The sequence below is a fragment of the Bradyrhizobium sp. NBAIM01 genome, assembly GCF_020194115.1.
In the GTDB taxonomy this organism is placed as follows: Bacteria; Pseudomonadota; Alphaproteobacteria; order Rhizobiales; family Xanthobacteraceae; genus Bradyrhizobium; species Bradyrhizobium yuanmingense.
In genome coordinates this window covers 352,219-365,980 of sequence record NZ_JADYVU010000002.1, presented here as the reverse complement: position 1 = coordinate 365,980, position 13,762 = coordinate 352,219, and the positions used below count along the sequence as shown (strand labels likewise).

The following is a 13,762-nucleotide window of genomic DNA, read 5'->3' as shown; positions in this document are numbered from 1 at the left end:
AGCAATCCAGTCTTTTTTCCGCGGAGAGATTCTGGATTGCTTCGCTTCGCTCGCAATGACGAGGTGTAATGCCTTACGCCCCGATCGCGATTTTCGGCTCGGCGTCCGCGTTGGCCGCCATCTCGCGCAGCGCGCGCCGGTACTCGACCGGCATCACCTTGCGGAATTTGGGCAGCCAGTCCTTCCAATTGGCAAGGATGTCGGCGGCGCGCTTGGAGCCGGTGGCTTTGGCGTGGCGCGAGATCAGGACGTGCAGCCGCTCGACGTCGGAGGCGAGCAGGTTCCTGAACACGTCGACCCGGCCATGCGCCTCGAGGTCGCCGGCATGGTGATAGGTGCCGGCGTTGATCAGCTCCTCCGACAGCACCGGCTCGAGCTCGACCATGCTGAGGTTGCACAGCTTGTCGAAGTCGCCGGCCTCGTCGAGCACGTAGGCGATACCGCCGGACATGCCGGCCGCGAAGTTGCGCCCGGTCTTGCCGAGCACGACCACGATGCCGCCGGTCATGTATTCGCAGCAATGATCGCCCGCGCCCTCGACCACGGCGACCGCGCCCGAGTTACGCACGGCAAAACGCTCGCCGGCGATGCCACGGAAGTAGCACTCGCCCTCGATCGCGCCGTACATCACGGTGTTGCCGACGATGATGCTCTCTTCCGGCACGATGGCCGAGTTCCTCGGCGGCTTGACGATGATCTTGCCGCCCGAGAGGCCCTTGCCGACATAGTCGTTACCTTCACCTTCGAGCTCGAAGGTGACGCCGTGGGCGAGCCAGGCGCCGAAGGCCTGGCCCGCGGTGCCCTTGAGGCTGACATGGATGGTGTCGTGCGGCAGGCCGGCATGGCCGTAGATCTTGGCCACCGCGCCGGACAGCATCGCGCCTGCGGAGCGGTTGGTGCTGTTGATGGCGGCCTCGATCTTCACCGGCGCGCCGCGATCGAGCGCTGCCTGCGCCTTCTCGATCAGCGTGCGGTCGAGCACCGCCTCCAGATGATGGTTCTGGCGCTCGGAGTGATAGATCTTCTGGCCCTTCTCTTCCTTCTGCTTGACGAAGAGCTTGGAGAAGTCGAGCCCCTTGGCCTTCCAATGCGCGACCAGCTTGGTCTGGTCGAGCAGCTGCACCTGGCCGACCATCTCGTTGAAGGTGCGGAAGCCGAGCGAAGCCATGATCTCGCGGACTTCCTCGGCGACGAAGAAGAAGTAGTTGATCACGTGCTCGGGCTGGCCGGTGAAGCGCTTGCGCAGGACGGGGTCCTGGGTCGCGACGCCGACCGGGCAGGTGTTGAGGTGGCACTTGCGCATCATGATACAGCCGGCCGCAATCAAGGGAGCGGTGGCGAAGCCGAACTCGTCGGCGCCCAGCAGCGCGCCGATCACGACGTCACGGCCGGTGCGGAAGCCGCCGTCGACCTGGACCACGATGCGGCTGCGCAGCCGCTCGCGCACCAGGGTCTGGTGGGTTTCGGCGAGCCCGATTTCCCACGGCGATCCCGCATGCTTGATCGAGGTCAGGGGCGAAGCACCCGTGCCGCCCTCGAAGCCCGCGATGGTGACATGGTCGGCACGCGCCTTGGCAACGCCCGCGGCCACAGTGCCGACGCCGATCTCCGAGACGAGCTTGACCGAGACGTCGCCGGTCGGGTTGACGTTCTTGAGGTCGTAGATGAGCTGCGCCAGGTCCTCAATCGAGTAGATGTCGTGGTGCGGCGGCGGCGAGATCAGGCCGACGCCCGGCGTCGAGTGCCGGACTCTTGCGATGGTCGCGTCGACCTTGTGGCCGGGCAGCTGGCCGCCTTCGCCGGGCTTGGCACCCTGCGCCATCTTGATCTGCATCATGTCGGAGTTGACGAGATACTCCGTGGTGACGCCGAAGCGGCCCGAGGCGACTTGCTTGATCGCCGAACGCATGGAATCGCCGTTCGGCATCGGCTTGAAGCGGTCGGCTTCCTCGCCGCCTTCGCCGGTGTTCGACTTGCCGCCGATCCGGTTCATGGCGATCGCGAGCGTGGTGTGCGCCTCGCGCGAGATCGAGCCGAAGCTCATCGCGCCGGTGGCGAAGCGCTTGACGATCTCCTTGGCCGGCTCGACCTGGTCGAGCGGGATCGGCTTGCGCTTTTCTTCCTCCGCGTTCTTGATCCGGAACAGGCCGCGCAGCGTCAACAGGCGCTCCGACTGCTCGTTGAGGATCTTGGCGAAGGCGCGGTAGCGCTCCTGCGAATTGCCGCGCGCGGCGTGCTGCAGCAGCGACACAGACTCCGCGGTCCACGCATGGTCCTCGCCGCGGCTGCGATAGGCATATTCGCCGCCGACATCGAGCGCGGTCTTGTAGACCTGCGCCTCGCCGAACGCGTCGGCATGGCGGCGCACGGCTTCTTCCGCGATCTCCCCAAGGCCGACGCCCTCGACGCGGGTGTGCGTGCCGGCGAAGAACTTGGCGACGAAGTCGGCCTTGAGGCCGACCGCGTCGAAGATCTGCGCGCCGCAATAGGACTGGTAGGTCGAGATGCCCATCTTGGACATCACCTTGAGCAGGCCCTTGCCGATCGACTTGATGTAGCGCTTGACGATCTCATAGTCGTCGAGCGAGCCGGGCAGGCGGTCCTTCATCGCGGTGATGGTCTCGAACGCGAGGTAAGGATTGATCGCTTCGGCGCCGTAGCCGGCAAGGCAGGCGAAGTGATGCACTTCGCGCGGCTCGCCGGATTCGACGACGAGGCCGACCGAGGTGCGCAGGCCGGTGCGGATCAGGTGATGATGCACGGCGGCGCAGGCCAGCAGCGATGGGATCGGCACGCGGTCGGTGCCGACCATGCGGTCGGACAGGATGATGATGTTGACGCCCTCGCGCACCGCGCTTTCGGCGCGTGCGCAGAGCTCGTCCAGCACCTGGTCCATGCCCGCCGCACCGAGACCGGCGTGGAAGGTGGTGTCCAGCGTGCGCGACTTGAAGTGCGACTCCGCCACCTCCGAGATCGAGCGGATCTTTTCCAGGTCCGCGTCGGTCAGAATCGGCTGGCGCACTTCGAGGCGCTTGGTCGTGGCCATGCCCTGCAGGTCGAACAGGTTCGGCCGCGGCCCGATGATCGAGACCAGGCTCATCACCAGCTCCTCGCGAATCGGGTCGATCGGCGGGTTGGTGACCTGCGCGAAGTTCTGCTTGAAGTAGGTGAACAGCGGCTTGGCCTTGTCCGACAGCGCCGAGATCGGCGTGTCGTTGCCCATCGAGCCCGCGGCTTCCTCGCCCGTGGCCGCCATCGGCGTCATCAGGATGGTGATGTCTTCCTGGCTGTAGCCGAACGCCTGCTGACGGTCGAGCAGCGACAGGTTCGAGCGCACGCCCGTGGTCGGCACCTTCGGCAGGTCTTCGAGCACGATCTGGGTCCGCTCCAGCCACTCCTTGTAGGGATGGCTGGCGGCGAGCGAAGCCTTGATCTCGTCGTCCGGGATCAGGCGGCCTTGCTCGAGGTCGACCAGCAGCATCTTGCCCGGCTGCAGCCGCCACTTGGTGATGATCTGGTCCTCGGGGATCGTCAGCACACCCATCTCGGACGCCATGACGATGCGGTCGTCCTTGGTGACGAGATAGCGCGCGGGCCGGAGGCCGTTGCGGTCGAGCGTGGCGCCGATCTGGCGGCCGTCGGTGAAGGCGATCGCGGCGGGGCCGTCCCACGGCTCCATCAGCGCGGCATGATATTCGTAGAAGGCGCGGCGCTTCTCATCCATCAAGGGATTGCCGGCCCACGCCTCCGGGATCATCATCATGACGGCGTGCGGCAGCGAGTAGCCGCCCTGCACCAGGAATTCGAGCGCGTTGTCGAAGCAGGCGGTGTCCGACTGTCCCTCATAGGAGATCGGCCAGAGCCGGTTGATGTCCTTGCCGTAGAGCTCGGAGCTGACCGAAGCCTGGCGTGCCGCCATCCAGTTGACGTTGCCGCGCAGCGTGTTGATCTCGCCGTTATGCGCGATCATGCGGTAGGGATGCGCCAGCGACCAGGCCGGGAAGGTGTTGGTCGAGAAGCGCTGGTGCACGAGCGCGAGCGCGCTCTCGAAGTCAGCCTCGTGCAGATCGGGATAGTACTTGCCGAGCTGGTCGGCGAGGAACATGCCCTTGTAGATCACGGTGCGGCAGGACATCGAGCACGGGTAATAGCCGGCGAGGCCGCGGTCGCGGCGTTGGTAGATCGCCTGCGAGATCGACTTGCGCAGGATGTAGAGCCGGCGCTCGAACTCGTCCTCGGTCTTGGCGGTGCCGTTGCGGCCGATGAACACCTGCATGCAGGCGGGCTCGGTCGGCTTCACGGTGACGCCCAGCGAGGAATTGTCGGTCGGCACGTCGCGCCAGCCGAGCAGGGTCAGGCCCTCTTCCTTGATCTGGTCGGCGACGATGCTCTTGATGACGTTGCGCCAGGCGGTGTCGCGCGGCATGAACAACGCGCCGATGGCGTATTCGCCGGGCGCCGGCAACTTGAAGCCGAGTTCGGAGGCCTTACGGCTGAAGAAGGCGTGCGGGATCTGCACCAGAATGCCGGCGCCGTCACCCGCGCGCGGGTCGGCGCCGACGGCGCCGCGATGCTCGAGGTTGCAGAGGATGCTCAGCGCGTCCGAGACGATCTCGTGCGACTTCTTGCCCTTGATGTTGGCGATGAAGCCGACGCCGCAAGAGTCCTTCTCCAGGCTCGGATCGTACAGGCCTTCGGCTTTGGGGCGCGAATTGTGCTCTTGAATCGGTGAGGTGATCGGATCGGTCGTTTTCGAGGCGACCGTCGCCGACAGCTCTTCTGCCACGATGTTTGCGCGCTCGAATTGCGACCCGTTCATTGTTCCTGTCCTCTCCATGCGGCAAGCTGCCTCACCGCCATCTTCGGCGCACCTTGGGCGTCCCGCGGCACCCGCTCCTGGGCCACCGCTCGTCCTCTGCGAGCCGCATTTTCTTAAATTCAGGCCTAGGCGTTCTTCGTCCCCGAGAACGGCTTTGCCTGGTACCTTGCCGGCGCTCGAGAGCACCAGTTCTCGCTGCAATCCCTATGCCGGAACCGCAGGCAAAATTGAGACAGTCTTCCTGTCCTAACCATCACCTTGCCAAATTTTTGTCTAGCACACAAGCGCGCGGAAGTCCCGATTCCGCAGAAGTCAATCGATCGCTTTCCAAAAGTTGCGCAGCCCCGGTTTTGAGGCAAACACGCCCTGATCCGGCCCCGGCGGCGCCGAAATCCCAAATGAAGCTTCGGATCAACCCTTCGGAAGGCGCGCCACGCCGCGAGAAGCGAAAGAGGGCGGCCACCGGAGGGCCTGACAGGAGCGTCTGGATCATGAAGTTTTTCACAGGATGTGTGGCCGCCGCCGTGCTGGCGCTGGGTGCCAGTGCGGGGCAGGCCCAGGTTCCCGCGAGCGGTATCGCCAGAGGGGCCGTCATCGCGGTCTCGGATTTCGACGGGCCCTATGCGCCGCCGGAAGCCGCCCCGCCGCCGCGCTACGGTTATGGCTACGAGGAGCGCGGCCCTGCGCTGGCCTTGTTGCCGCCGACCGAGGTTTACGCCGTGCTGCGCGAAAATGGCTTCTCGCCGCTCGGCATTCCGCGCCTGCGCGGCGGCGTCTACACCATCGCGGTGATCGACAGAAACGGCGACGATGGCCGGCTGGTGATCGACGCCCGCGACGGGCGGATCATCCGCTTCATGCCCGCCCCTGACGCCTATGGCATGGCGCCCGCCTATGACGAGCGCGCGGTCGCGCCCTACGGGCCGCAAACCGCACTGCCGCCGACCGTGGTCCGCGGCGGCCCGCCGCGCCCGCCGGCGTCGATCCCGCATGTGGCAAGCCGCGCCGTGCCGCTGCCGAAGGCCGCCCCGCGGCGCGCCGAGCCGCCGGTCGTCGTTGCCAAGCCAGCCGAGCCGGCGGCGCAGGCAGCGCAGGCCCAACCCGCGCAGCAAGCCGCCGTGGTGCAAGCCAAGCCGACCGAAGCCGCTCCGCAAGCAACCGCGCCGACCGTCGGTCAGGTCAGGCCGGCCCCGACCATCCTGCCGACGCAGGAGATGCCAGCCGCACTGGGGCTGGATTAGGCCTCAGCAAACGGAAAGCGCCCGAGAATCTCTCGGGCGCTTTTGCGTGAACTGACTGCGCCTCAGCTCCGCGGATAGCCCGCCGCATCCAGGATCAGATTCGCCACCTCCTTTGGATGCGACACCAGCGAGAGGTGGCCGGCATCGAGCTCGATCGTGGTGGCGTTCATGCGCTTGGCGAGGAAGCGCTCGAAATCGGGGTTGATGGTGTAGTCGTTCTTCGACACCGCGTACCAGCTCGGCTTGGAGCGCCAGGCCGCCTCCGTGGTGCGGCCGGCGAAGATCGAGGCCGCCGTCGGCCATTGCACGGCGTAGAGCTCCTTGGCCTGCTCCGGCTTCACGCCGTTGGCGAAGTACTTCAGGAAGGCCTCTTCCGAGAGCTTGGTGTAGCCGTCGCGCTCGACGATGCCGGCGCGCGCCGGCCCGGCCGGAAACTGCTTCGACAGCGCCACGAAATCCTCGTTCGCATCGGGCGCGCGTGCGGCGACGTAGACGAGGCCGGTGACCTTCGGGTCGGTGCCGACCTGGCTGATCACGGTGCCGCCCCAGGAATGCGCGACCAGCACCGTCGGCCCGTCCTGCTCGGCCAGCGCCCGCTTGGTCGCCTCGACGGAGTCGCTGAGCGAGGACAGCGGATTCTGCACGGCGGTCACATGCAGGCCTGCAGCCTGCAGGATCGGGATCACCTCCGACCAGCTCGAGCCGTCGGCCCAGGCGCCGTGCACCAGCACGACGTTCTTCGCCTTGACCGTCTGCGGTGTCTGGGCATGAGCGAGGTTGAGGGGAGCGGCCAAAAGGCTCGCGGCGACGAAAAGGCTGCGCCAGAGTGACATGATCTTCTCCGTGTTTTTGGTTCGATGCCCAAAGGACGGAGAGCGAGGCGACGGTGTTACGCCATCACTGCTCTGTGATGCATTGCAACGAAAAAAACGCCCCGGGGCACCGGGGCGTTTTTCGCAACCTGGAAGTCGCTGGGTTTGGTCGCCTGGCTCAGGCGGCCTGCGCGGCGGAGTTCTCGATCACCTGCGCCTTGGCGCCGGCGTTGATCGCGATCTGGCGCGGCTTCTTGGCCTCGGGAATCTCGCGGACGAGGTCGACATGAAGCAGCCCGTTCTCGAGCGAGGCGTCCTTCACCTGCACGAAGTCGGCAAGCTGGAAGGCGCGCTCGAAGGCACGCGCGGCGATGCCGCGGTAGAGCACTTCGGATTTCGAGTTCTCGTTCGCGACCTTCTCGCCCTTGATCGTCAGCGTGTTTTCCTTCGCGACGATGGAGAGCTCATCCTTGGCAAAGCCCGAAACCGCAACGGTGATGCGGTAGGCATTCTCGCCGGTGCGCTCGATGTTGTAGGGGGGATAACCGGGGCTGCCGTCCGAGCTGGCCTGGTCGAGCAGGTTGAAGAGACGGTCGAAGCCGACGGTGGAACGATAGAACGGAGTGAGATCGTAGCTACGCATGGTCAAGTCCTCCATTGAGCGACTGTTGGTAACCCGCCCGCCAATCGGGCCGGGCTTTAGTCTGTGTGCAGCCTGATGTTCCGGTTCCGAAACACTGGTAGCGGCCTGCACGAAGGTGATATGGGTGGAACGAGACGGCGTTCAAGAGGGCGGGACAGGCGCCTTTTCGGCGCTTTGGCCCCTTGATTTGCAGCACTTCCCGCCCAAGCACGCCCAATGACGCTGGTCTCGATTCCCGCCAATCCGGTCCCCGAAAACGTCGTCAGCGGCACCATCAAGACCCCTGATGGCGTCGAGCTGCGCTTTGCGCGCTGGGCGCCGCCGGCGAACCGTAAGGGCACGGTCTGCGTCTTCACCGGGCGTAGCGAGCAGATCGAGAAATATTTCGAGACCGTGCGCGACCTGCGCGACCGCGGCTTTGCGGTGGCGATGATCGACTGGCGCGGGCAGGGCCATTCGTCGCGCCGCCTGCGCGATCCGCGCAAGGGCTATGTGCGCGACTTCGCCGATTTCGAGATCGACGTCGAGACCTTCGTGCAGCAGGTGGTGCTGCCGGATTGCCCGCCGCCATTCTTCGCGCTCGCCCATTCCATGGGCGGCACGGTGCTGCTGCGGGTGGCGCATGCCGGCAAGCGCTGGTTCGACCGCATGGTGCTGTCTGCGCCGATGATCGACCTGCCCGGGCGCACCACCTCGCTCCCCGTGCGTGCGCTGCTCAAGACGATGCGCCTGCTCGGGCAGGGCGGCCGCTATGTCCCCGGCGGCAGCGACCGCCTCACCGGGCTCGAACCCTTCATCAACAATCCCTTGACCAGCGATCCGGTCCGCTATGCGCGCAACGCCGCGATCCTGGAGGAAGACCCGACGCTTGGCCTAGCCTCGCCGACGGTCGCCTGGGCCGATACCGCCTTCCGCGCGATGCACACCTTCAAGCGCGTGAACTACCCCTCCCAGATCCGCCAGCCGATCCTGATGCTGGCGGCCTCCAACGATACCGTGGTCTCGACCGCGGCGATCGAGGAATTCGCCTATCATTTGCGCGCCGGCTCCCATCTCGTGATCGCCGGTGCCAAGCACGAGATCCTCCAGGAGCAGGACCGCTACCGCGCGCAGTTCTGGGCCGCCTTCGACGCCTTCGTGCCGGGCACGCCGCTGTTCAAGTGAGAAGAGATCGGGAGCCTCCACGAGGACGGTGAGAATCGGAGTCGAGGAGCGTCCTCATTCTCCGTCATTGCGAGGAGCTCTTGCGACGAAGCAATCCAGGCTATCTCCGCGGCGACAGCCTGGATTGCTTTGCTGCGCTCGCAATGACGAAGCAAGATTCTTTACAGCGTCTTCAGATACTCGATCAGGTCGTAGCGTTCGGCGTCGTCCTTGAACATGCGGCCGATGACGCCGGGGCGCTTCGACTCACCGTCCTTGCGCTCGAAGGAATGGCCGAGCACGCTGTTGCCCTGGATCGGCTTGCCGTCGGAGCCGGTCGCGGAGAACTCCGTTTCACCGGTCTTGCAGCGCTCGTCGGCGGCGACTGCGAAACCGACGGTGTCGGGGTCGTAGTCGCGGCGGCCCATGCAGAATTTTTGCGGACGCTCGTTCTGCGGCTTCAGCAGCCAGTACAGCGAAGGCACCGAGCCGTTGTGCAGGTAAGGCGCAGTGGCCCAGATGCCGTTCAAGGGCCTCGCGCGATAGCGCGGATCGGGCGCCGGATTGAGACAGTTCTTGCGCGCGAGATTCCACATCTGCGCCCGTTCGGCCTCCGGGATCTTCTCGTCGTCCATCCATTTGCGGGCGACGAGATCGACCACCGTCATGAGCCCGAGTGCATAGACCATCTCGTTGGGCGATTTGCTGGCGGTCGGGATCTCGCACTGCCACCACGTCTGCAGGTCAGCCGTGTTGACTTTCAGAAAGCCGGGCACGTCGACGGTCCGCTTGCTGAGAACGAGGGACTGCTCGGGATCGGTCTTGATCTCGTCGAGCGGGATCGTCACCGCATTCAGCACCTTGCTGTCGCCGCTCGGCTCCCAGCGCTTCGACGACCAGAAGGCCGGGGTGTTGATGTCAGGCAGATGGCATCCGGAGCACATCTCCGCGTAGATGGCGCGGCCGCGTTCGACCCGATCGGGCTTCAGCTTCCAGGCATCGCCGAGGATGTGCGAGGGCCATTTCGGTGCGAGCAGGCCGCCGAACTTCGGACCATCAGCCGCCTTGAATGGATTGGGGCCTCTCAGCATGTCCTCGATCCAGCCGAGCGTCCTGATGTTCACCGAGGAGCGCCACAGCCTGTCCTGCGGATAGGCATCGGACAAATTGAGCAGCGCCGTCACGCCGAGGGCTTCGCCGGCGTTGCGGATCAGCGGCTGCTCGATCGAGGCGTCGTACTGGGCGAATTTGAACCAGGGCACCGTCCAGATCGCGGGGTAGCTGACCGGCGCGTCCTGGGCGTGCAGGTTCTTCTCGAATCCCTTGACCCCGCTCATTGCGAGGTCCTGCGAAAACACCTGGTTGCCGATGCGGTTGAGGGCATCGAGCCGGCCGAACCCTTCCTCGGTGTCCTGCTGCTGCTTGCCGTCCCAGGTCGTCTTGCCTTCGATCGTCTTCTCGTAAGTCTTGGCCCAGTCGATCAGGAAGCTGCCGATCGTGCTCAGCTTCTGCTTGAGCGCGGCGCGGTCCGCCTTGCTGGCGTCGGGGCCGAGCACGCGATCGGCGAAACGCTGGAAGCGGAACGGGACGTACAGCGTGTAGGCGATCGACAGGCCGGTCGCGAGCTCGAGCTTCTTCAGGTCGGTCATCGCCGGGCCGCCGTCGAAACGGACGTCGATGCCCTGGTAATGGATCTGGCCGGTATGACAGGCGGCGCAGGTCAGTCCGATCATGTCGTCCTCGCGGCGGCTCGTCGCGGGATCGACCACGCCGGTCATGCGCGCGAAGCCGACCGGCAGGCCGTCAACGTTCTCCGCCGGCGTCCAGCGCGTCGACCAGTCCGACGCTTGCGTGGTCTCGTAGACATTGGCGTAGCCGAAGCGGCGCAGCGTCGCCGTGTCGGTCTGGATCGTCTGCGGGCTCGGGATGAAGCCGAAGCGTTCGAGATAGGCGCTGTCCTTGATCAGGCCCGGTTTGGAGAACAGGTGGAGCTGCGGCTGCTCCAGCGCCACGAACCACTCATAGGGCACCGGGAACGTCGCGGTGCCCTGGCTGGCGTGGTGGAACCAATGTCGGTCCTTGAGCGACCAGTTTTGCTCGAGCCAATAGGCAGCCTTGGTTTCGGGCATCGCCGGCAGGGGCGGCGGCAGGAGATTCACCAGCACGCCCTTCTGCGGCAGCATGGCACGAACCTGGTTGGGGAATTCGGCGACCGCGACCAGGGCGACGAGGCCGAGGCCGATGACGAACGCCGTGAGCGCGACCGCCCAGCGAAAGCGGAGCTGGCAGGACGACAGCAGCGGCTGCGATACGATCCGCTGATTGATGCGGTCGGGGAATTGGCGCTGTTCGAACAGCGTGCGCACGTCGGCCACGCTGAGATAGCGCTCTTCGCCCTGCTTGCCCTTGCCGATGATCTTCAAAAGGATGGGCCATTCGAACTTCATCAGCAGCGGGTAGTACCAGCGAGCGGCGCTGCCGGCGCGCTCGAGGTTGTCGCGCATGAAGGTCTTGATTTCCGCTGCGTTGAGGCCGGGCTCGCTGCTGCCGGTGTTCGGGTCGGTGTAGTTCCGGCCGAAGCTCGCGAGCCGCGCGATCTCGTCCTCGTCGATCTTGCCGTCGACGCCGAGGATGCGCGAGCCGGCGCCGCGCTTGTCCAGCGGGCCGCCGCGCAGCGCGTCGAGCTCCGCGCCCGAAAAGATGCTCTTCAGAATGTGCTTGACGCCGTTGGCGATCATCGCGACGCCGCGGACCTGGATGCGGGCCGAGACCTTCTTCAGCCCCGTCTCACCGGTCGCATTGGCGATGGTCTGCGACAGCGTGTTGAGCGGGACGGTGCCGCCCTCGACGAAGCCTTCGCCGACGAGGCCGCGCAGGAACGGGCAGGGATTGTTCGGCGAGACTGGAATCGAGGGATCGAGGGGCGGCTTCGAAGCGGGGTGATGCATGGCCCAAATCCTGAAAGCAGCGAATCTTGAAAAAGCAGGCGCGCTGTTAGAGCGCGGAAAGTCCTAACAAACCGACAGCACGATATACTACTTCAGCGTGTGACGAGTGTGGCCCATTTCACTGTCGTGTCAACAACGAGCAGGCGGTCGCACCGGAACCACGTCGGGCCTGCGGCCCCCTTCGTTCAGGATTCGGCGGCCCGTTTGACGTCGCTCTGGACCAGCGTCAGCTTGCCGAGCGGCACGCCGGCCTTCAGCAGCCCCTCGCGATAATGGGCGATGTCCTCGGGCCGCTTCCAGTGGAAGTTGCGCAAGTGCCTGTCGACATTCAGCGTTGGATAATTTGCCATCAGCACGCGGGCAGCTTCGCTGGCCTCGTCGCTTCGCCCGAGCTGCGCCAACGCCGCGGCGCGGATCGCCAGCGCCTGCATGTGATTCGGGTTGATGTAGAGCTGCTCGCGGGCCCACGACAGCGTCGCGTCATATTGGCGCAGAAGATAGTGACTGAACGCGTTCAGCGCCGACCATTGGTAGCGCGGGTCGCTGTTGTCGCGTTGCGCGGCCATCGAGAACAGCTCGATCGCCTCGCGGTGCTCGCCGATCATGAAATGGCAGATGCCGAGCACGCCGCGCGCGCCATTGTCGTAAGGGTTGAGCGCGACCGCGCGCTTGGCGGCGTCCATTGCCGCCTCGTGATGACCCTCCAATGCGTGCGCCCAGGTCAGGATCGAGAACGCGAAAGAGGAGCGCGGATCGAGCCGGACGCTGGTTTCGGCGAGGCTCATCGCCTCGGCCCACATCTCGCGCGTGCCCTTGACCCAGCCGAACTGAATGCTCTGGATCTGGATCGTGGCGAGATAGGCATGCGCGATCGACAGCTTGGGATCGAGCCCGATGGCCTCGCGGAATAGGTCGACCGCGACGGCCAGATCTTCCTTGGTTTGCCGATAGTAATGCGACAGCCCCTTGAGGAAGCGGTCCCAGGCGGTGACGTCGGTCGAGAGCCGCGCCGGCGCCGAGGCCTCGGCACGGACGATCTCTGTGGCGATGGCGGCGGACAAATTGGTGGTGATCTCGTCCTGCATCGCGAACAAATCGCCGATGTCGCGGTCGTAGCGGCCGGTCCAGAGCTGCTCGCCGGTCTCCGGCGCGATCAGCTCGGCGGTGACGCGGATCTTGGCGCCGGCGCGCCGCACCGAGCCCTGGATCAGATAGGTGGCGTCGATCTCGCGCGCGATCAGCCGGGTGCCCACGTTCTTGCCCTTGAAGGCGAAGGTCGAGTTGCGGCTCAGCACCCGATAGAAGGATTGCAGCGACAGCGCGTGGATCAGGTCCTCGGTGAGGCCGTCGGAGAAATATTCGTCCTGGGCGTCGCTGAGATTGGCAAAGGGCAGCACGCCGACGATGGCCGTGCGGTACTGCTGCGACAGCGCCGAGGCCTCACGGAGCTCGGGGGCAAGCGCCGGCGCGCCCTCGGGCGTCCAGGTAAAGACCCCGATCGCATCCTTGATGTTCTTGAAGCGATGGTTGCCGGCATCGGTCAGCGGCACGGCGAGATGCTTGCCCGCCTCCCGGTAGGCCTTGGCCGAGATCGCGAAGCCGCCGGGGCTCGCCACCGATTCCAGGCGGACGGCGATGTTGACATCGTCGCCGAAGACTTCGTCCTCGTCGGCGATGACGTCGCCCATGTGGATGCCGAGCCGGAACTGCATGGCGCGGTCGGCCGGCAGGTGGCGGTTGCGTTCTGCCATCAGCGTCTGCATCGCGATCGCCGCCTCGGCGGCGCCGACGATCGAGGCGAATTCCAGCAGGAAGCCGTCGCCGGTGTTCTTCACGACGCGGCCGCCGTGATTGAGGATAATCGGATGGATCGCGGCGCGATGGGCCTTGAAGGCGGCATGGGTGCCGGCCTCGTCGCTGCCCATCATGCGCGAATAGCCGGCGACATCGGCGCAGACGATGGCGGCCAGACGTCTTTCCATATCCTCAAAGCTCCAGGGGATTAGATGACCGGCCACAGCGTGGCGGTTGCCGCGAATCCCACATTTCAAGAACCCCGCCTTTATAGAGCAGATGCGCCGCAGCGGAAGCATGATCCGCATTGCAAATTCGAGGTAAATCCTGCGCAATCCCGGCGGTGGACGGGAACGGGCGAA

At 65.5% G+C, this 13,762-nt stretch carries 7 protein-coding genes; 2 read left to right on the top strand and 5 right to left on the bottom strand.

Annotated features, from left to right (window positions below):
* Positions 1-73 precede the first annotated feature (73 nt).
* Positions 74-4,819 (bottom strand): glutamate synthase large subunit, encoded by a 4,746-nt coding sequence (gene gltB / locus I6F31_RS08060; RefSeq protein WP_225156715.1) that lies wholly within the window; start codon positions 4,817-4,819, stop codon positions 74-76.
* A gap of 491 nt (positions 4,820-5,310) precedes the next feature.
* On the opposite strand from gltB, the gene I6F31_RS08055 reads away from it, so the two are divergent.
* Positions 5,311-6,060 (top strand): hypothetical protein, encoded by a 750-nt coding sequence (locus I6F31_RS08055; RefSeq protein ID WP_225156716.1) that lies wholly within the window; start codon positions 5,311-5,313, stop codon positions 6,058-6,060.
* 62 nt (positions 6,061-6,122) lie between these two features.
* Here the strand turns inward: I6F31_RS08055 and I6F31_RS08050 are convergent, their stop codons facing one another.
* Positions 6,123-6,893 (bottom strand): alpha/beta hydrolase, encoded by a 771-nt coding sequence (locus I6F31_RS08050; protein ID WP_036036655.1) that lies wholly within the window; start codon positions 6,891-6,893, stop codon positions 6,123-6,125.
* A 157-nt stretch (positions 6,894-7,050) separates the two neighbouring features.
* Positions 7,051-7,515: an Hsp20 family protein gene (locus I6F31_RS08045; protein ID WP_035997846.1), complete on the bottom strand. Its 465-nt coding sequence runs from the start codon at positions 7,513-7,515 to the stop codon at positions 7,051-7,053.
* Positions 7,516-7,731: 216 nt separating this feature from the next.
* On the opposite strand from I6F31_RS08045, the gene I6F31_RS08040 reads away from it, so the two are divergent.
* A complete protein-coding gene (locus tag I6F31_RS08040; RefSeq protein ID WP_035997802.1) occupies positions 7,732-8,679 on the top strand; it encodes an alpha/beta hydrolase in 948 nt (315 codons plus the stop codon).
* 161 nt (positions 8,680-8,840) lie between these two features.
* Here I6F31_RS08040 and I6F31_RS08035 read toward each other — a convergent pair whose 3' ends face one another.
* Together I6F31_RS08035 and I6F31_RS08030 are read right to left on the bottom strand one after the other, a co-directional pair.
* Positions 8,841-11,606 (bottom strand): di-heme-cytochrome C peroxidase, encoded by a 2,766-nt coding sequence (locus I6F31_RS08035; protein WP_225185233.1) that lies wholly within the window; start codon positions 11,604-11,606, stop codon positions 8,841-8,843.
* A 185-nt stretch (positions 11,607-11,791) separates the two neighbouring features.
* Positions 11,792-13,588 carry a tetratricopeptide repeat protein gene (locus I6F31_RS08030; RefSeq protein ID WP_225185232.1) on the bottom strand — a complete coding sequence of 599 codons (1,797 nt, stop codon included), beginning with the start codon at positions 13,586-13,588 and terminating at the stop codon, positions 11,792-11,794.
* Positions 13,589-13,762 lie beyond the last annotated feature (174 nt).